We start from the raw sequence: 19,165 nt of genomic DNA, 5'->3' as shown, positions 1-19,165 counted from the left end.
ATTACTCGAAGCGTGACGGGTCTCCCATGCCGCGCCGGACCACCTCGGCCACCCCGCTGGAAAAATCCACCACCGTAGTGGGTTCGGCCCCGCAGTCGCCGGCGTCGATCACCGCGTCCACCTGGTGGTCCAGCCGTTCCTTGATCTCCCAGCCCACGGTAAAGGGCTCGTCCTCGTCCGGCAGCAGCAGGGTACTGGACAGCAGCGGTTCACCCAGTTCGGCCAGCAGGGCCTGGACTACCCGGTTGTCGGGGATCCGCACGCCCACCGTCTTCTTCTTCGGGTGCAGCAGCCGCTTGGGGACCTCCTTGGTGGCCGGCAGGATGAACGTGTAGCTTCCGGGTGTCACGGACTTAATGCTCCGGAACACATCGTTGCCGATGTTCACGAACTGGCCCAGCTGGGCGAAGTCACGGCAGACCAGGGTGAAGTGGTGCTTGTCATCCAGGTGCCGGATGGTCCGGATCCGGTCCAGCGCCTCTTTGTTGCCCATCTGTGCCCCCAGCGCATAGCAGGAGTCTGTGGGGTAAGCGATCAGCCCGCCGTCGCGGACAATGCTGACGGCCTGCGCAATGGCGCGGGGCTGGGGATCGTGCGGATGAACATCGAAGAATCTGGCCATCACCCGAGCCTACTTTCCTCCGGACCGTTAGGCACCACTTTCCACCCGGGTCAGCCGACGTGGACCCACGGGCGCTGAGTGACATCCGGTTCGGCCTCGCGCAGGATTTCGCGGGTCACCGGGGCAATCTCGCCCTCGCCGAGCACCAGGAACCGCAGGAGGTTCGACACTGGGTTGCCTTCGGTCCAGCGGAAGTAGATGTGCGGCATCAGCCCCGTAACATCCCGGATGTGCAGGAGCACCGAGGCGATGGTGTTGGGAACCACCGGGCCGTGGACTTCCAGCACGGGGTAGCCGTGGCGGAGGAAACCCCGTACTTCCAGGGCCGTCTCAAAGTCCGAGGAGTCATCCACCATCACTTCCAGGAACAGGGGAGTGGCATTGTCCGGGAAGTGGCTCGCTTCAGTGGCGGAGGCCAGCTTCCGGCGGTACGCCTCGGCGGACTGGCGCAGCGGCTCGTGGGCGATGATGCCGATGGGGCCGGCCACCGCGGAGGTGACGAACTGCAGCGCCTCTGTGTCCAGGCGGACGTGGGTGGCGTGCAGCTCGAAGGACCGCAGCACCCTGGACAGCAGGGAGATGGCCACGATCGCCAGGATGAAGAACCCGGCAATTCTGATGCCCTCGGGCCGCTCGAAGATGTTGGCCACTGTGGTGTACAGGAACAGCAACGCGATGACGGCGAAGCCGAAGCTCCTGCGCCGTTGCCGGAGCCGGCGCGCGGACAACGTCACGGCAACTGCGGCGGAGGTCATCAGCACTAGGACGCCGGTGGCGTAGGCACCGCCCTGGGCATCGACGTCGGCCTCGAACAGCACCGTGATGAGGACGCCCGTCAGCGTGAAGACCAGCACCAGGGGCCGGACCGCTTTGGCCCACTCCGGGGCCATGCCGTACCGGGGCAGGTACCGGGGTACGAGGTTCAGGAGCCCGGCCATCGCGGAGGCGCCCGCAAACCACAGGATGGCGATGGTGCTTATGTCGTACACCGTGCCGAACTCCGGGCCCAGGTAGGTGTGCGCCAGGAACGCCAGGGCGCGCCCATTCGCCTCGCCGCCGGGCTGGAACTGCTGCTCCGGAATCAGGACCACCGTGGCGAAACTGCTGGTGATCAGGAACGTGCTCATGATCAGGGCGGCAGTGGTCAGCATGCGGCGGGTGCCGCGGATCCGCCCCGCGGGGTTGGCCTCGGTGTCGCCTGCACTGCCCCGGATTTGCGGCATGACAGCCACCCCCGTCTCAAACCCGGAGAGGCCCAACGCCAGGCGGGGGAATACCAGCAACGCCAGGGCCACCGCCATCAGGGGGTTTCCGTGGCTGGTGGTGAGGGCATCCCACCATCCGCTGACCGCCACCGGGTGGGTGGCCGCCTCGGCGAGCGCCCGGGCCACTACCACCACGTTCAGCGCCAGGTACACGGCCACCAGCACCACCGCGATGCCGATGGCCTCCTTGAAGCCCCGCAGGAACACTGCCGCGAGCAAGCCCAACAGCACCAGGGTGATGGCGACGTTCTGGCCGTGCAGCCAGCCGGGTGCGAACGGGTTCTCGATCAGGTGGGCGGTGGCATCGGCCGCGGACAGCGTCATGGTGATCATGAAGTCAGTCGCCGCGAAGCCGAGAAGAACCAGGACCAGAAGCTTCCCGCCCCAGCGCGGAAGGAGGCGTTCAAGCATGGCGATGGACCCCTCGCCGCGCGGGCTCTCCGACGCCACCCGCCGGTACACGGGAAGCGCCCCGAACAGGGTGACCGCCACCAGTACCAGCGTGGCGAGCGGGGAGATGGCACCGGCGGCAAGGGCAGCGATAGCGGGCTGGTAGCCCAGGGTGGAGAAGTAGTCCACGCCCGTCAGGCACATCACCTGCCACCAGCGGTGCTTCCGGTGCCCGCTGGCAGCCACGCCGCCCGGACCCTGGTGCGTGCCCTTGGTGTCCTGCAGCCCAAACAGCAGCCAGTTCTTCATCGCCACGCCCCGGGGGAGCGGTGGGACCGAGGGATCAGCCGGGGGCCGGCTCATGGTGGTCATCGCCATGCCTTTCGATTCAAAGTCCCGGCACGCCGCCGGGCACAGCCGAACGTAGCACCGGGCGGGGGCAGCGGAGCCGCCAATGGGACGATCTTGATGCATCCTTAACGCCGTTGTGAGCGGACCCACACACCGCGGCCCCACAGCGCGTCCACCTGCCGCAACGGTGGAAGAATGTGCCTCATGGCAACCGAACGGATCGTCGCCGGCCTCAAGGGCGGGGACGACGACGAACTCCTGGTCAGGCGCGCCGCGCGCCTTGCGGGGCGCGGCGGCGGGGAATTGCTGGCGGTGCACGTGAGGACCCCGTCAGGGACCGGCGGAGACTCGCCACGCGCCCTCGAAGACCAGCGCCGCGCAGTGGCCGGCCTCGGCGGCGAGTACCACGCGCTCGCCGGAAACGACGTCGCGCAGGCCCTGCTGGACTACGCACGGTCGGTACAGGCGACCCACATCCTGGTGGGACAGTCACGGCGGCAGCGGATTGCTGGACTCTTCCGCGGCACCGTTGAAGCCCGGGTGGTGCGCGACGCCGGCGACATCGACGTCCAGGTGGTGCCCCGTGACCCGGCCGCCCGCCCGCCGCGGCGGGTACGGACGGAACTTGGCCGGGGCAGGACCCTGGCGGGGTTCGCGCTGGCGGCCATCCTTCCGGCCGGCCTTCAGCTGCTCCTGGCCGTGCTGGACCACAGCGTGGCCACGGCGGTGCTGGTCCAGCTGGCGGGGGCGGTAGCCGTCGCCCTGGTGGGCGGGCTGTGGCCGGCGGTGGCCGGTGCGCTCTGGAGCAGCTTGCTGGTCAACTACTTTTCCACGCCGCCCGTGGGGGACCTCGCCATCCACGACCCCCAGGACGTCCTGGCGCTGGGCGTCTTCGTGGGGGTGTCCGTTGCAGTGGCCGGCGTGGTGGACGGATCGGCGCGCCGCTCCAAGGAAGCGGCCCTGGCCCGGGCCGAAGCAGCAACCCTGGGTGACCTTGCCCTGGGGGCCTCCCGCTCCGAGGACTCGCTGCAGGCACTGCTCGCGGAGTCCCTCAGTGTCTTCGGGGTCTCCGGAGCGGCCGTGGTCACGGCTGCCGCCGACCCTCCGCAGCAGGGCTGGGACCTTGTGGCGGGAACGGGGGACATCCCGGGCTGGGAAAAGGGCCCGGAGGGTTCGGCGGCGCGGACTGCCGAGGAATTGGGCGGCCGCACGTGGCTGCTCCTGTTCGGGCGGGAGATTTCCCGTGCGGAGCGCCGGCTGGTGGATGCTTTCGGGGTTCATGTCCAAGCACTGCTGGAACGGCGGCAGCTGGCGGCGAGCAGGCTCGAGATTTCCCGCCTTGCCGAGGGTAACGCCATGCGGACCGCCATCCTCCGGGCAGTGTCCCACGATCTTCGGACACCGCTGGCGGGCATCAAGCTGGCGGCCGGGGGCCTGCTCCAGGACGGCGTCGGCTACGGTCCGGAGGAACGGAGGGAACTGCTGGAAACCATTGATGAATGCACGGACCGGCTGGACGGGCTGGTGGGCAACCTCCTGGACATGTCCAGGATTACGGCCCAGTCCGTTGAACCGCTGCTGGAGCCCGTGCGGTGGCGGGACGCCGTGGACCGCGCCCTCCGGACGTGCCCCGCCGGTACCGTGACGGTAGCGCTGCCTGCCAATATGCCGGCTGTGGAAGCGGACCCCGGGCTGCTGGAGCGCGCCGTCGCCAACATCGTGGAGAATGCGCTGAAGTACGCCCCCGGGGCGGGCATCACCGTTTCCGGTACTCCGGTGCAACTGGCCGGCGCTGCCACGGGCGGCCACCCTGCCGGCGAGCTGCGCATCATCGACCACGGCCCGGGTGTTCCGGCCCGCAAGGTGGTGGAGATGTTCCAGCCGTTCCAGCGGCTGGGGGACGCGGACCAGGGAACCGGCATCGGGCTGGGACTGGCTGTGGCGCAGGGTTTCGTGCAGGCGATGCGCGGAAGCCTGGACGCTGAAGAAACACCGGGCGGCGGTCTGACGATGGTCATCCGCCTGCCGCTGTCCACCGGGTCGCCCGTCACAGGATCTCCCGCTACCGGCATTGCATTGACGGGACCCGGTGCCGGGCCGGCGGGAGGTGGGCGGGCATGACGCTGGCGAACCAGGATACGACGGCGGCCGGAGCTGCGGCGGCCCACGCCAGGGTGCTGGTGGTGGACGACGATCCCCATCTCCTGAAGGCATTGCGGATCACCCTTGCCGCCCACGGGTACGCGGTGGACGCCGCCGCCGACGGGGCCTCGGCGCTTGTCGCGGCCTCGCGGCATGCACCGGACCTGCTGATCCTGGACCTGGGACTGCCGGATATGGACGGCGTCGATGTGCTGCGCGACCTGCGGCGGTGGAGCACCTTACCCGTCCTGGTGCTGTCGGCGCGGCATGGCTCGGCGGACAAGGTGGGCGCCCTGGACGCCGGCGCCGACGACTACATCACCAAGCCCTTCGGCCTGGACGAACTCCTCGCACGCCTGCGGGCCCTGCAGCGCCGCGTCCCTGCCGCGGAAGCGGCGCCAGTGGTGGCCTCCGCGGCGTTCAGCGTGGATCTGGCGGCCCGCCGGGTGGACCGCGGCGGCATTGCGGTCCGGCTGACACCCACCGAGTGGAAGATCCTCGAAATCCTGGTCCTGAACCCCAACCGGCTCATCACACAGCAGCAGCTGCTGGCCCGGGTGTGGGGTCCCGGCTACGTCAAGGAGGCCAACTACCTGCGCGTTTACATGGCGCAGCTGCGGCGGAAGCTGGAGGCCGACGCCGGTAAGCCGCGGCACCTGCTCACTGAACCCGGCATCGGGTACCGGTTCGTGCCCTGACAACCCTGCCGCGGCGTCCGCCCGCAACCCCTACCCCCGCGGGCGCCCATGGTGCAGGATGTTGTCTGGTTCATGAGCACGACACCACGCGAAGGAGATCCAGTATGCCGACCATCCTCAACCCGTACATCAGCTTCCGGGACAACGCCCGGGAGGCCCTGAACTTCTACCAGTCAGTCTTCGGCGGCGACCTGAGGGTCAGCACGTTCGGCGAATACCAGATGGCCGAGGACCCGGCGGAAGCCGAGAAGGTCATGCACGGCATGCTGACCACGCCCAACGGCCTGGTGCTCATGGGCTCGGACACTCCCAACCACATGGAATTCAGCGAGGGCTCCGCCATCTCCATTTCGCTCAGCGGCGAGGACGAAACGGAGCTTCGCGGCTACTACGACAAGCTCAGCGGCGACGGGGGTGCCGTCACCGTCCCGATGGAGAAATCCCCGTGGGGTGACGTCTTCGGCATGTGCACGGACCGGTTCGGCGTCGCTTGGCTGGTCAACGCCAACGCGGGGGAGCGTGCCACGGACGCCCCCTGATCCGGCGGTCAAGTCAGCAAAGGGCACCCCGCGATCACTGCTGGGGTGCCCTTCCTGTTCCTGGCCGGGGCTACACCGACGCCACGAAGTACGCGTTGAAGGGGTCCTCCGCGAGGTCCAGCACCTCCACGTCACGGAAGCCGGCGTCCCGCAGCATGGCCTCGGCCCTCTGGACGCCCCAGACGGTGCCCAGGCCGTCGCCGTCCTGGGCCAGCGAAACGGACATGCAGTGCGTGGTGGAAATGGCGTAGAGGAACGCAGCCCAGGGGAGGTCCACATTGTCTTCCAGGGCGCTGGAGGCCTTAATGTCCACCATCAGGAAGGTCCCACCGGGTTTGAGGGCCCGCCGGATGTTCCGGAGCACTGCTGCAGGGTGGGCCTGGTCGTGCACGGCATCGAACACGGTGACGAGGTCCAGTTCCTCCCGAAGGTCCAGTGCGGCGGCGTCACAAAGCTCAAAGCGGACGTTGGACAGTCCCAGCCGCAGCGCCTCATCCCGGCCTGCCTCCAGGGCTTCCGCCAGGAAGTCGTAACCTACGAATGTGCTGGCTGGAAACGCCTGCGCCATCAGGTTGACCGCATGGCCGGCGCCGCACCCCACATCGGCCACCCGGATTCCCGACCGCAGGTCCGCCACCCTCCCGGACAGCGGGAGGATCACGTCCACCAGCGAATAGTCGTGGACGGCGGCACTGTCAGCGGCCTGGATCTGGACGAAACCGGGGTACTCGCCGTACTGCAGTCCGCCGCCGGTGCGGAACCTGGCAGCGACCTTCCCGGCCACCTCGCCCATGAGCGTTACGAAGGTCAGTGTCCTGGCAAGGTTGTCCACGCCTGTCCCGGTCATGGACGGCACGTAGGCCGGCTGCAGGACGTAAGCTTCCGACGCCGGCTCGTAGCCGATGATGCCTGCGGTCACCAGGCCGCCCAGCCACTCGCGCACATAGCGTTCGTTCAGCCCGGCAGCATCGGCGATCTGCAGGCTGGTGGCCGGCGGCAGGCCCGCCAGGACATTGAACAGCCCCGCCTGGTGGCCGATGCTGATGAGCACGGCGGCAGACCCGTCGTTCAGGATGCCCATGAGCCGTTCCGCTGCCGCTGCTTCCAGGGCCGCCGCCGGTTCGCTTCCCTTTTCCGCCTGGTAAGTGGTCATCGCCTGTCCTTTGTCTTGCCTGTCCCCGGCGTCGGTTCCTCCGGCCCGGGGTTATCCGGGCTCTCCGGATGCCACCACCGTAAGGCGGAGGAGCAGGCCGCCGCGTCGGGCGGATGATGCATTTCCAAGGGTCCGGCGTGGTGCGGATGATGCAGGCGGGCACGCGCCTGGGACGTGCGACGGCGGGGCGCACCCAGGCGGGCCCGCGCCGGGTGTCCCTGCCGGCGTCGTCCCTCAGGCCACGTGGTTGTCCCGCGCCCAATCCGCCGCCGCCGTCCGCGAGGCCACGCCGATCTTGGCGAAGATGTTGGCCAGGTGCCGTCCCACCGTCTTCTCGCTGAGGACGAGGGCGGCCGCGACATCCCGGTTGCTGGCACCGCGGCTCACCAGGGCAAGGACCTCAGTCTCGCGCGCCGTAAGTCCGCCGGGCAGCGGATCGTCCAGACGGCGGACATCAGGCTGCGCGCCGAGCCCGCGGTAGATCGCCAGGGCTGTGGCGCGGTCCGCTGCAGCGGCGCCCTGCTGCCCCAGGCCGTGCCGGCAGGCGGCCAGGAGTTCATGCACGGCGGCGATGCTGTAACGCGCATGCTGGTGGCGGTAGATCCTGATGGCGGTCTCCAAGGGCTCCAGCGCATCAGCGTGCCGGCCCGCAGCCAGGAGTACCCGCGCGCGGGCATGGGCCGCCCAGGCAAGGAAGCCGGGCGAGGCATAGCGGGTTGCGCTATGTTCCAGCTCGGCGCAATAGGCTTCGGCGAGCGCCCGCTGCCCGGCAGCCAGCGCAGCTTCCGTGGCCGGCAGCAGGAGACGGGCCTTGTCCAGGGCGGTGCCCTCGCCCATCGAACGGCCCAGGAGTCCGAGGGCTTCGGTGTGCCGGCCGGACGCCAGCAGCAGCAGTGCCTCGCCCGGCTGCGGATCCACCCCGGCCCGCCGCGCCCTGGCGTACGCCGACCCGGCGCCCGCCCAGTCCCCGCGGAGCCGCAGGATGTCAGCCAGTTCGCAGAAGCCGGCGCCCGCCATCCACCCGTGAGCACCGGCCAGCGCTTCGCTCAGCGGGCCGATCTCCCTGAGCACTTCGGCCCAGGAGCCCTCGGTGCTGAGCAGCTGGAGCTCGTGGACCCGGGTCACCTGGGCATACACGAACGTGCCGGACATCCCGGCTGTCCACCGCTGCAGGGCATCGGTCCACGCCCGCATCCGTGCGTAGTCGCCCAAGGCGTGGCAGAGGTGCGTCACGGTGCAGTAGATGTCGCCGCTCCACTCCGCCGGGACCTCGCCGGCGAGCACGGGCAGCATCGCTTCATCGAGGTGCCGGAAGCCCGTTTCAACATCGCCGGCACGTACCAGGGCCAGGCCTGCCAGAACCCTTGAGAAGCACGCCAGGGCAGGGTCACTGCATGTGCGGGAGAGGTCCTCGAGTGCCGCAGCGGCGTCTGTGGCAGGTCCCGGGTCACCCTTGAAATCCATGGTCATGGTTGCCTCCAGGTATTGGAGGTAGCCGTAAGCGGGCAGCGTCTCGAGCCCGAGGAGTGTCCGCCGGGCCCGGCTGAGCCATCCGGACGCGAGGGCCAGGTCCCCGCGGGTGCCCCACCGCAGACTGAGTTCGATGGCCGTCATGGCAGCACCGGCACGGTCGCCGCTTTCCGCGAGGCGCCGGTACAGTTCCTCGGAGTTGGCCAGCGATGCCGCTATATCGCCCAGCCACCAGGCGGAGTCCGCCAGGGCTTCGAGGTCGCCGGCAGGCAGGGGCGCCAGCCCGGACGCTTCGCGGAGGTCCCGTTCGGCCGCAGTCCAGTCCCTCCGGGCGAACGCTTCCCGCCCGGACGCCAGCAACTGGTCCAGTTCCGTCATTGGCCCCTCCGGGACATCGTTTCCAGCGTACTGCTGCCGCCGTGGCCCGAACAGGCAGGCCTATTTTCCGCGAGGGCCCACGGCACTGCTGATGACCATGTCGAACAGCAGCCTTGAGGCAGCCCCTGCCGCCTGCGAGGATGGTGCAGTGGAGCCCCTCTTTGAATTCCTTTCCGATAAATGGTGGCTGGTCTTTCCTCTGACCGCTTTCGCTGGCCACTATGCCAATTCGTGGCGCAAGGCCAGCGAGCGGCGGCACCGGCGCAAGGTGGAACTGCTCACCTTGAAGAACCAGGCGCGGGAGGCCGGAAAGGCTTCGGTGGCGGACCTGGAGGCTCTGACCGCCACGCATGACGCCACCAACCGCCGGTGGCTCGACTACGAACTCGACGTGGGCAAGCTCATCGACTTTCCACTCATGACGGACGTGCGTGAACCCCTGACCGTCGCATTCCTGCGGGCCAAGCGCGACGCCGATGGCCAGCGTCCCCACTCCGCCGCGGACCTGTCGCCGGCCCAGCTGGACGCCTACCGGACGGCAGTCAATGCCTTTGCCGTTGCCCTGGACGTGGCAGAGCGGGAAGCCCGTCGGATCCGCGACCGCAAGTTTTCCGGACCCGAGCGTGAGCGCCTCGCCACGGCCAGGAAGCTGCTGATGATTGCGGAGAACGCGGCCGCCACCCCGGCGGAGCGCCAGGCCGCCTATAAGCGGGCGCGGCGGGAACTGGACGGGCTGATCGTCCTGCCGGACGTGACCATCGCCGCGCTGGAGAGGCTCGCGGCGCCCGGCCTGGATGCCGGACGCAGGCCGTCGGACCAGCCAGGCTGATCCGCGCGGACCGGCACCGTGGCGCGCACGCTGTATATCGACGTCGACGGCGTCATCTGCCCTTTTGGGCCGGCCGGAACCACCGGCTGGGGTACTGCGTGGCGAAGGGCCGACGCCGGGCTTCTGCCCGTGGCCTACGCCGCTGAGCTGGTTACCGGGCTCAACAACATCGCCCGCACCGAAGGCGTCCGCTGCGTCTGGCTCACCAGCTGGGAGGAACTTGCCCCCCAGTACCTGTGCCCGGCAATCGGCCTGGACGGCAGCGACTGGCTGTATCTCACCGCAGCCGGAGCGGGGACGGGCGAGGGGTGGTGGAAACTGCACGCCATCATGGACCACCTGGAATCCACCGGTCCGGACGCCGCCGTGTGGATCGACGACCAGCTCGGCTACGAGGCCGAAGCGCAGTCATGGGTGCGGCTGCTGGGCCGCCGGATGCTAGCCGTTTCCCCCGATCCCCGGCGCGGAATCTCGCCCGCCGAGCTGGAGTCCATCCGGTCTTTCCTGGCCGGATCGCTGTTTTGACCTGCTGCTTCGGGCGCGTACGATCGATAGGGTTTCACGCCGGTTTGGTTAGCAGCACAGGACATTCCCCACGAACATCCGGTGAATTATGCTGTGCAGGGCAGCCGGGGTACGGAAACTGCTGAACACCAACTCTGCAGATTGGGCAACAGGTGGACATCACCTTCATGGTGGCGCTGGTCATTGCACTGGCTCTATTTTTCGACTTCACGAACGGCTTCCACGACACCGCGAACGCCATGGCAACACCCATCGCCACGGGTGCCATCAAGCCGAAGACCGCGGTGACGCTGGCCGCCCTCCTCAACCTGGTGGGTGCGTTCCTGTCCACTGAGGTGGCGAAGACAGTTTCCGGCGGCATCATCCGCGAAGGCACCGACGGCGTGCAGATCACCCCGGAGATCATTTTCGCGGGTTTGATGGGTGCCATCCTCTGGAACATGATCACGTGGCTCAAGGGACTGCCGTCCAGCTCCTCGCACGCCCTGTTCGGCGGCCTGATCGGCGCAGCTATCGCGGGCATCGGCTTCGGCTCCGTCAACCTCGAAACGCTCCTGCAGAAGGTCATCCTTCCTGCCATCTTCGCCCCCCTTATCGCCGGGCTGGTGGCCTATGTGTGCACCCGCCTCGCCTATGCCCTGACTTCCCGGCACGACCCCGAGACCGGCAGCAAGCTGACGCAAAAGCGTGGCGGCTTCCGCACGGGCCAGATCTTCACCTCCAGCCTCGTGGCGCTGGCGCACGGCACCAACGATGCCCAGAAGACCATGGGCATCATCACCCTGGTCCTGATCGCCGCCGGCACCCAGGCACCGGGCACCGGTCCCCAGTTCTGGGTTATCGCTGCCTGTGCACTGGCCATCGCCATCGGCACCTACTCCGGCGGCTGGCGCATCATCCGCACCATGGGATCCGGCCTCACCGAGGTCAAGCCGGCCCAGGGCTTCGCCGCCGAGACCAGCACAGCATCAGCCATCCTGGCTTCCTCCCACCTGGGCTTCGCACTGTCCACCACGCAGGTGGCCTCCGGCTCCGTCATCGGTTCTGGAATGGGCCGCAAGGGCACCACCGTCCGCTGGAACATGGTGGGAAAGATTGCCATCGGCTGGCTGTTCACCCTTCCGGCCGCCGGCATTGTCGGCGCGTTGACTGCGCTGCTCGTCAACACCGGCGTGGTGGGAGTCCTCATCGCAGCGATCGCCGGTACAGGCGCCGTACTGTTCATGTTCTTCTACTCACGCAAATCTGCCGTGGGCCACCACAATGCCGTGGAGGTCGAGGAGGCCGGGCAGGCCGTCCGCTTCGCCAAGAAGAAGGCGATGGCCCGGGCACGCGCCGAAGCCAAGGCCAAAGCGAAAGCCGAAGCCAGCACCAAGGCAAACGCCACGCCGCAGGCGGAACCGGAGTCGCAGACACAGGCGCCGGCCGACGCCGACGCAACCAACTCGAAGGAAACGCAGCGATGAAGTGGTTGGAACTCCTGACAGTTGCCGGCGCCACACTCATTGCCGCTTCCACGGTGGTGACGCTGTACGCGCTGGGTGTCCGGCTGACGGCAATTGCTGCCGATGCCCAGCAGCCCTCTCCCGGGCTGAAGCGGTCGCTGGCATACCTCTGCTTTGGACTCTGTGGCGCGGCGGTCCTCTTCGGGCTCTACCTGATCATTCCGTACTTCTCCAAGTAGCCACCGCCCTCCAGGCAGCCATCCCGGTCTGCCCGGCGCAAGGGCCCGGGCAGGCGTACTATGCAGGCCCTGCGCCGTTGGCTAGGCTTGGCCCATGCCACGCATCCAGTATTTCGTCGCTGCCTCCCTGGACGGCTTCATCGCCACCTCCGGGGACGATCTCGGCTGGCTCCTGCAATTCGACGGTTTCGAAGGCGGCAGCGAAAGCTACGAATCGTTCATGGCAGATGTGGGCTGCATCGTCATGGGCGGGGAAACCTACGCCTGGCTCATGGAACACGAACCGGGCAAATGGCCGTACCCGTCCACCCCCTGCTACGTCTTTACCCACCACGAACACGCGGCCCCGCCTGGCTCGGACATCACGTTCGTCCGGGGCAGCGTCACGGAGTTTGCCGATGACTTCCGCGCGGACGCTGCGGGCCGGAACATCTGGGTGGTAGGTGGCGGCAACCTCGCCGCCCAGTTCGCCGCTGCGGGTCTCCTGGACGAGATCATCCTGTCCGTCATCCCGGTCATCCTCGGCGATGGCAAGCGCCTGCTGCCCATTCAGGGCCCGACGCCGCCGCTTGAGCTGACTGCCTCGCGAACCCTTGGAAGGGGCATCGTGGAGTCCCGGTACCTGCTCAGCGGCGGAACCTCCTAGAGTTTCCGCCAGTTGCCCTACGCCCGGTCGTTGTCGCGGAGCATGTTGGTGATCCGGGCGGTGGAGAGCCTGCGGCCCTGTTCGTCGGTCATGACGATTTCGTGGGTGGTCAGTGTGCCGCCCAGGTGAATGGCGGTGCAGGTGCCTGTCACCAGGCCTTTCGCGATGGACCGGTGGTGGGTGGCGTTCACTTCGATTCCCACGGCATGCCGGTGAGGACCGGCGTGCATCGCGGCCGAGAACGAGCCGAGGGTTTCGGCGAGGACCACGTGCGCGCCGCCGTGCAGAATCCCCGCCACCTGGGTATTCCCTTCCACCGGCATGGTGGCCACGGTCCGTTCCGGGCTCATTTCGAGGAACCGGATGCCCATTTTCACCACCAGCGCGCCGATGCCGAACTGTCCCAGCCAGCCGTGCAGGTGCTTCGGGACGCCGGCCCCGGTCAGCTCGGCCGCAAAGGGGCCGGGCGTGAAATTGTCCATCATGCCAACTAGGCTGGCACCTGTGAGTGAAACAACCAAACCGGCCCCTCTTCCATCCCCAGTACTTCCGCAGGGCGCCACCGCCCAGGATGCGGCCCCCTCAGCCGGTGAGTCGGTTTCAGCCACTGCCGCCCCCGTCGTACCGATGACCGGCCAGCCCCGGCTCCTGGTCCTCGACGGCCATTCCATGGCGTTCCGGGCGTTCTTTGCCCTGCCTGCCGACAAGTTCTCCACGTCCAACGGGCAGCACACCAACGCCATCCACGGCTTCACATCAATGCTGATCAACCTCATCAAGGAACAGCAGCCCACCCACATTGCCGTGGCCTTCGACGTCTCCGACGAATCGACCCACCGCAAGGCCGAGTACAGCGACTACAAGGGCGGCAGGAACGAAACGCCGCGGGAGATGAGCGGCCAGATCGACCTCATCGGCCAGGTGATGGAAGCCTGGGGGATCAAGACCATCAAGATGCCCGGCTACGAGGCCGATGACATCCTGGCCACCCTCGCGGCGATGGGCGAGAAGGCCGGCCATGAGGTGCTCCTGGTGTCCGGTGACCGCGATGCGTTCCAGCTCATCACCGACAACGTCTTTGTCCTGTACCCGAAGAAGGGCGTCAGCGACATCCCGCGGATGGACGCCGCGGCCATCGAAGCGAAGTACTTCGTCCCGCCGTCCCGCTATTCGGACCTCGCCGCACTGGTGGGCGAGACCGCGGACAACCTCCCTGGCGTGCCCGGCGTCGGCCCCAAGACGGCTGCCAAATGGATCAACCTCTACGGCGGGCTCGAAGGCGTCCTGGAGCACCTCGACTCCATCGGCGGGAAGGTGGGGGACGCCCTCCGCGAAAACGTGGACAACGTCAAGCGGAACCGGCGGCTCAACCAGCTGCACACGGACCTGGAACTGCCGGTCACCCTGGATGACCTGTACGAGCCCCGCCCTGACCAGGCGGCCCTGGAAGACCTCTTCGATGAGCTCGAATTCAAGACCATCCGCACCCGGCTCTTCGCGCTCTACGGCAACGATGACGCCCCCGCCGCCGAGCGCGAAAGCATCGAAGCTCCCGCCTACTCCGTCCCGGCCACCGCCGACGAACTGGCCTCGTTCCTGGCCGGAGGAGCCGGGCAGCGTTCAGCCCTCGCCGTCGATCTTGTCCCGGGACGCATTGGCGAAGACGCCGCCGGCCTGGCCATCGTCCGAGCCGGCGCTGCCGTCTACCTGGACCTCACCGCCCTGGACGCGGACACTGAGAATGAGCTGGTGGCCTGGCTCCGCGACCCCGAGTCGCCCAAGGTCCTGCACGGGTTCAAGGCCGCGCTGAAGGCTCTCACCGCCCGCGGGCTGGAGCTCGAAGGAGTGGTGGACGATACATCCATCTCGGGCTACCTCATCCAGCCGGACCGGCGCACCTACGAGCTCGCCGAGCTGGCCCAGCACCACCTCAACGTCGGGATGCCGGCCGCCACCGCCAAGGCAGGCCAGCTGGAGCTGTCCTTCGACGGCAACGATGCCGCCGCGGCCGAGGCACTCGTCCAGGCTGCCGCCGTTGTCTCCACCCTGAGCCGGTTCTTCGAAACCGAGCTGAAGGAACGCCGGGCCGAAGAGCTCCTGTCCACGCTGGAACTGCCGGTCAGCCGCGTCCTCGCGGACATGGAACTGGCCGGCATCGGCATCGACCTGGACCGTATGGACGAACAGCTCGCCGACCTCGCCAGGGTGATCGACCAGGCTCAGGAGCAGGCGTTCGCGGCGATCGGCCATGAGGTCAACCTTGGCTCGCCAAAGCAGCTGCAGACCGTACTGTTCGAGGAACTGCAGCTGCCCAAGACCAAGAAGATCAAATCCGGCTACACCACCGATGCGGCATCGCTGAAGAACCTCCTGGAAAAAACCGGCCACGAGTTCCTGGTCCAGCTCATGGCCCACCGCGAAGCCGCCAAGCTGCGCCAGATGATCGAGTCCCTGAAGAAGTCGGTAGCCGAAGACGGCCGGATCCACACCACTTATGCCCAGAACGTGGCAGCCACGGGCCGGATCTCGTCCAACAACCCCAACCTGCAGAACATCCCCATCCGAAGCGAGGAAGGCCGGCGCGTCCGCGGCATCTTCGTGGTGAGCGAAGGGTACGAGTGCCTGCTGTCCGCGGACTACTCCCAGATTGAAATGCGGATCATGGCGCACCTCTCCGGCGACGCGGGGCTGATCCAGGCGTACAAGGACGGCGAAGACCTGCACCGGTTCGTGGGATCGAACATCTTCCACGTGCCGACGGACCAGGTCACCAGCGCCATGCGCTCCAAGGTCAAGGCCATGTCCTATGGCCTGGCGTACGGCCTGACATCCTTTGGGCTGTCCAAGCAGCTTGAGATTTCCGTGGACGAGGCCCGCACCCTCATGAAGGACTACTTCGACCGGTTCGGTGCCGTCCGTGACTACCTGCGGGGAGTGGTGGACCAGGCCAGGGTGGACGGTTATACCTCCACCATCGAAGGCCGCCGCCGCTACCTGCCGGACCTTACCAGCACGGACCGCCAGCTCCGCGAGAACGCCGAACGCATTGCACTCAACAGCCCCATCCAGGGCTCTGCAGCGGACATCATCAAGCGGGCCATGCTCGGTGTGCACGCGGAACTGCAGGCCCGGGGGCTCAAGTCGCGGATGCTGCTGCAGGTCCACGACGAACTCGTCCTCGAGGTGGCGCCCGGAGAACGTGCGGCGGTGGAGGCGCTGGTCACCGAGCAGATGGCGGCCGCCGCTGACCTCACCGTGCCGCTGGAAGTCCAGATCGGCGTCGGGCCCTCCTGGTACGACGCCGGCCACTAGGCTGCGTGCGCAGACCCGCCCAGGCCCGGGCGTGTCTGCGCTGGTCAGGCGCCGGATGCATTGGTTACGCTCTCCCTTGTGGCTGATTTGAGCGGAAACTATGACATCCGGCGCTTTCCGGCGGTATCCAAGGGGAAGGACGGGTATGTCGAAGCCGAAACCTGGGCGCAGGCCGTTGGGTTCGGATTCCATGAGTCCACCCGGACCCCTGAGCACCGCGAACGTTCGCTCGCCACCTACGAAGTGGACGGCCGCATCTTCACCGGCGCCTACCAGGCCGGTCCGGTGGCACCGTCGTCGCTGCCGGCAGACGTCCCGGTGGCCACGTTCGGAACGTTCCGGAAGACGCTGAACATCGGCTTCGGCCGCATGCTCGAAGCCCAGCTGGTCACGGCCGTAACCGTCCGCACGTCGCACCGCAGGCGCGGGCTGCTGCGCCGCATGATGACCGAAGACCTGCAGGGTGCCAAGGACGACGGCATCGCCGTCGCCGCACTGACCGCCTCCGAAGGATCCATCTACGGGCGCTTCGGCTACGGCGTGGCAAGCCTCGAGCGCTCCGTCAAGGTGGACACCACTGCGCGCTTCAAGCTGGCACACCAGACCACCGGAACCATCGACGTCGCCGACCCCAAAGTGCTGCTGGACGTGGCGCCGGCCGTCTTCAGCCGCGTCCACCGCAACACCCCGGGGTCCATCGGCCGGCAGGACTGGTACCGGCAGCTGGCCTCCGGCTCCCTGGGACGCGACGGCAAGGAGGACCCTGCCATCAAGGTGGCGCTCCACTACGCTGCCGACGGCGGCGTGGACGGCTACGTGTCCTACAAGTTCCTCGGCTGGGATACCGAGCCGTACACAGTGGAGGTGGTGGACCTGGTGGCCGCCACGGACCACGCCTACCTTGAGCTGTGGGAGTACCTTGCGGCCATCGACCTCGTGGAGCGCGTCTCCTGGAACGAGGCGCCGGTGGATGATCCGCTGGCCTGGGCGCTGGCGGACCCGCGCTGCATCGACGCCTCGGACAGCCGCGACATGCTGTGGCTGCGGCTCCTTGACGTTCCCGCTGCGCTGGCCGCCAGGCACTACCCGGCAGACGGCCGGCTGGTGCTCGCCGTCGGGGACAACCTCGGCCTCACCGGCGGAACCTTCGCCCTGGATGTCGACGGCGGCCAGGCCGCCGTCGAACGCGTGCCCGACGGAACGTCCGCTGACCTCGAACTGGACGTCTCCGCGTTGTCGTCGATCTATCTGGGCGGTGTGTGCCCGGTGACGCTGAAGGCGGCCGGGAAAATCCGGGAGGCGACACAGGGGTCCGCACTCAAGGCCAAGCAGATGTTCGCCGTTGAGCGGGCAACACACTGCCTCACCCACTTCTGACCGCCACGGCTGCCGGCCCTCCGGCGAGGGGGGACCGCCAGGGGCGGACGGCCGGCTGCTGCTTTTGACCCCTGTTGTGCGCTGCGACTAGAATAAACGGGCGTGTACCACGTGCACGCTTCTGCGGTCATAAAACACCTCAGTACACCAATCCATAAATCAGGATGACCCGGGGAATCCATCGGATTTCCCGAGAATCGCGGCTGCGTTCTATGACGCGGGCGCGCCGGTTGGCCTGACCGACTAACTATCCACAACGGAGCCCCTACTACATGACCATCACCTCCACCGAGAAGCCCGGTACCCCCGTAGTCGCCATTAACGACATCGGTACCGCTGAGGACTTCCTCGCAGCAGTCGACGCGACCATCAAGTACTTCAACGACGGAGACCTCGTCGAAGGTACCGTCGTCAAGGTCGACCGCGATGAAGTCCTGCTCGACATCGGTTACAAGACCGAAGGTGTCATCCCCTCCCGCGAGCTGTCCATCAAGCACGACGTTGATCCCGGAGACGTCGTCTCCGTTGGCGATCAGGTCGAAGCCCTGGTGCTCACCAAGGAAGACAAAGAAGGCCGTCTGATCCTCTCCAAGAAGCGTGCTCAGTACGAGCGTGCCTGGGGCGACATCGAGAAGGTCAAGGAAGAAGACGGTGTCGTCACCGGTACCGTCATCGAGGTTGTCAAGGGTGGTCTTATCCTCGACATCGGCCTGCGCGGCTTCCTGCCCGCATCCCTCGTCGAGATGCGCCGTGTGCGCGACCTTGCTCCGTACATCGGTCAGCAGATCGAAGCCAAGATCATCGAGCTGGACAAGAACCGCAACAACGTTGTGCTGTCCCGCCGTGCATGGCTCGAGCAGACCCAGTCCGAGGTCCGCTCCACGTTCCTCAACAAGCTGGAAAAGGGCCAGGTCCGTCCCGGCGTCGTTTCCTCCATCGTCAACTTCGGTGCATTCGTGGACCTGGGCGGCGTAGACGGCCTCGTTCACGTTTCCGAGCTGTCCTGGAAGCACATCGACCACCCGTCCGAGGTTGTCGAAGTTGGCCAGGAAGTCACCGTCGAGGTCCTCGAGGTCGACCTGGACCGCGAGCGCGTCTCCCTGTCGCTCAAGGCTACGCAGGAAGATCCGTGGCAGACCTTCGCCCGCACCCACGCCCTCGGCCAGGTTGTTCCGGGTAAGGTCACCAAGCTGGTTCCGTTCGGTGCGTTCGTCCGCGTCGAAGACGGCATCGAAGGCCTGGTCCACATCTCCGAGCTCGCCGTGCGCCACGTTGAGCTGGCCGAGCAGGTTGTCTCCGTTGGTGACGAGCTGTTCGTCAAGGTCATCGACATCGACCTGGAACGCCGCCGCATCTCGCTGTCCCTCAAGCAGGCCAACGAGGGCGTCGACGCCGACAGCACCGAATTCGATCCCGCTCTGTACGGCATGGCCGCAGAGTACGACGAAGAGGGCAACTACAAGTACCCCGAGGGCTTCGATCCGGAGTCCAACGAGTGGCTTGAAGGCTACGAGAACCAGCGCGCCGCCTGGGAGCAGCAGTACGCTGACGCCCAGACCCGTTGGGAAGCCCACAAGAAGCAGGTTACCCAGCACGCCGCCGACGACGCTGCAGCAGCAACGTCCGGTGACAGCGATTCGGGTACCACCAGCTACTCCTCGGAGCCCGCTGCCACCGATTCCGGTGCCGGCACCCTGGCTTCGGACGAGGCACTTGCTGCCCTGCGTGAGAAGCTGACCGGCAACTAATTGCCACCGGCCCTTCGGGGCTGACACAACAGGCCC

16 protein-coding genes are annotated in these 19,165 nt (G+C 67.3%); 11 read left to right on the top strand and 5 right to left on the bottom strand.

Annotated elements, in window-relative coordinates:
• Nucleotide 1 precedes the first annotated feature (1 nt).
• Together OVA06_RS09165 and OVA06_RS09160 are read right to left on the bottom strand one after the other, a co-directional pair.
• Complete coding sequence (locus OVA06_RS09165; RefSeq protein WP_268160725.1) at nucleotides 2-622, bottom strand: L-threonylcarbamoyladenylate synthase; 621 nt, start codon at nucleotides 620-622, stop codon at nucleotides 2-4.
• Between the two features lie 50 nt (nucleotides 623-672).
• Nucleotides 673-2,649: an amino acid transporter gene (locus OVA06_RS09160; RefSeq protein WP_268157730.1), complete on the bottom strand. Its 1,977-nt coding sequence runs from the start codon at nucleotides 2,647-2,649 to the stop codon at nucleotides 673-675.
• Nucleotides 2,650-2,832: 183 nt separating this feature from the next.
• Here OVA06_RS09160 and OVA06_RS09155 point away from each other — a divergent pair, with 183 nt between their 5' ends.
• The 3 genes from OVA06_RS09155 (at nucleotide 2,833) to OVA06_RS09145 (ending at nucleotide 6,007) form a co-directional block, all read left to right on the top strand.
• Nucleotides 2,833-4,749, top strand: coding sequence for a DUF4118 domain-containing protein (locus OVA06_RS09155; RefSeq protein ID WP_268157729.1), 1,917 nt, complete (start codon nucleotides 2,833-2,835; stop codon nucleotides 4,747-4,749).
• On the top strand, nucleotides 4,746-5,468 hold the full coding sequence (locus tag OVA06_RS09150) for a response regulator (RefSeq protein ID WP_261619748.1): 723 nt from the start codon (nucleotides 4,746-4,748) through the stop codon (nucleotides 5,466-5,468). The genes OVA06_RS09155 and OVA06_RS09150 overlap by 4 nt, the downstream gene beginning before the upstream one ends.
• Before the next feature lie 104 nt (nucleotides 5,469-5,572).
• A complete protein-coding gene (locus OVA06_RS09145) occupies nucleotides 5,573-6,007 on the top strand; it encodes a VOC family protein (RefSeq protein ID WP_056078888.1) in 435 nt (144 codons plus the stop codon).
• Between the two features lie 70 nt (nucleotides 6,008-6,077).
• On the opposite strand, the gene OVA06_RS09140 is transcribed toward OVA06_RS09145, so the two are convergent.
• Nucleotides 6,078-7,160: a class I SAM-dependent methyltransferase gene (locus OVA06_RS09140; RefSeq protein WP_056078892.1), complete on the bottom strand. Its 1,083-nt coding sequence runs from the start codon at nucleotides 7,158-7,160 to the stop codon at nucleotides 6,078-6,080.
• A 234-nt stretch (nucleotides 7,161-7,394) separates the two neighbouring features.
• Nucleotides 7,395-9,008 carry a helix-turn-helix transcriptional regulator gene (locus tag OVA06_RS09135; protein ID WP_268157728.1) on the bottom strand — a complete coding sequence of 538 codons (1,614 nt, stop codon included), beginning with the start codon at nucleotides 9,006-9,008 and terminating at the stop codon, nucleotides 7,395-7,397.
• 148 nt (nucleotides 9,009-9,156) lie between these two features.
• On the opposite strand from OVA06_RS09135, the gene OVA06_RS09130 reads away from it, so the two are divergent.
• The 5 genes from OVA06_RS09130 to OVA06_RS09110 all read left to right on the top strand — a co-directional run bounded on the left by OVA06_RS09130 (nucleotide 9,157) and on the right by OVA06_RS09110 (nucleotide 12,692).
• Nucleotides 9,157-9,837: a hypothetical protein gene (locus OVA06_RS09130; protein WP_268160722.1), complete on the top strand. Its 681-nt coding sequence runs from the start codon at nucleotides 9,157-9,159 to the stop codon at nucleotides 9,835-9,837.
• A gap of 18 nt (nucleotides 9,838-9,855) precedes the next feature.
• On the top strand, nucleotides 9,856-10,362 hold the full coding sequence (locus OVA06_RS09125; RefSeq protein WP_261619750.1) for an HAD domain-containing protein: 507 nt from the start codon (nucleotides 9,856-9,858) through the stop codon (nucleotides 10,360-10,362).
• A gap of 152 nt (nucleotides 10,363-10,514) precedes the next feature.
• Nucleotides 10,515-11,828, top strand: coding sequence for an inorganic phosphate transporter (locus OVA06_RS09120; protein ID WP_315967727.1), 1,314 nt, complete (start codon nucleotides 10,515-10,517; stop codon nucleotides 11,826-11,828).
• Nucleotides 11,825-12,046: a hypothetical protein gene (locus tag OVA06_RS09115; protein ID WP_056078903.1), complete on the top strand. Its 222-nt coding sequence runs from the start codon at nucleotides 11,825-11,827 to the stop codon at nucleotides 12,044-12,046. Before OVA06_RS09120 ends, OVA06_RS09115 begins: the two co-directional genes overlap by 4 nt.
• 94 nt (nucleotides 12,047-12,140) lie before the next feature.
• Complete coding sequence (locus OVA06_RS09110; protein WP_056078906.1) at nucleotides 12,141-12,692, top strand: dihydrofolate reductase family protein; 552 nt, start codon at nucleotides 12,141-12,143, stop codon at nucleotides 12,690-12,692.
• A gap of 17 nt (nucleotides 12,693-12,709) precedes the next feature.
• Here OVA06_RS09110 and OVA06_RS09105 read toward each other — a convergent pair whose 3' ends face one another.
• On the bottom strand, nucleotides 12,710-13,177 hold the full coding sequence (locus OVA06_RS09105; RefSeq protein ID WP_268157727.1) for a hotdog fold thioesterase: 468 nt from the start codon (nucleotides 13,175-13,177) through the stop codon (nucleotides 12,710-12,712).
• Nucleotides 13,178-13,361: 184 nt separating this feature from the next.
• Between OVA06_RS09105 and polA the strand changes: the two genes are divergently transcribed.
• The 3 genes from polA to rpsA all read left to right on the top strand — a co-directional run bounded on the left by polA (nucleotide 13,362) and on the right by rpsA (nucleotide 19,129).
• Nucleotides 13,362-16,004: a DNA polymerase I gene (gene polA, locus OVA06_RS09100; RefSeq protein ID WP_268160719.1), complete on the top strand. Its 2,643-nt coding sequence runs from the start codon at nucleotides 13,362-13,364 to the stop codon at nucleotides 16,002-16,004.
• Between the two features lie 87 nt (nucleotides 16,005-16,091).
• On the top strand, nucleotides 16,092-17,381 hold the full coding sequence (locus OVA06_RS09095) for a GNAT family N-acetyltransferase (protein WP_442793580.1): 1,290 nt from the start codon (nucleotides 16,092-16,094) through the stop codon (nucleotides 17,379-17,381).
• 272 nt (nucleotides 17,382-17,653) lie between these two features.
• Nucleotides 17,654-19,129: a 30S ribosomal protein S1 gene (gene rpsA, locus OVA06_RS09090; RefSeq protein WP_056078912.1), complete on the top strand. Its 1,476-nt coding sequence runs from the start codon at nucleotides 17,654-17,656 to the stop codon at nucleotides 19,127-19,129.
• Nucleotides 19,130-19,165 lie beyond the last annotated feature (36 nt).

The organism is Pseudarthrobacter sp. SL88 (assembly GCF_026672455.1).
Lineage (GTDB): Bacteria > Actinomycetota > Actinomycetes > Actinomycetales > Micrococcaceae > Arthrobacter.
This window is presented reverse-complemented; position numbering and strand designations above follow the sequence as displayed.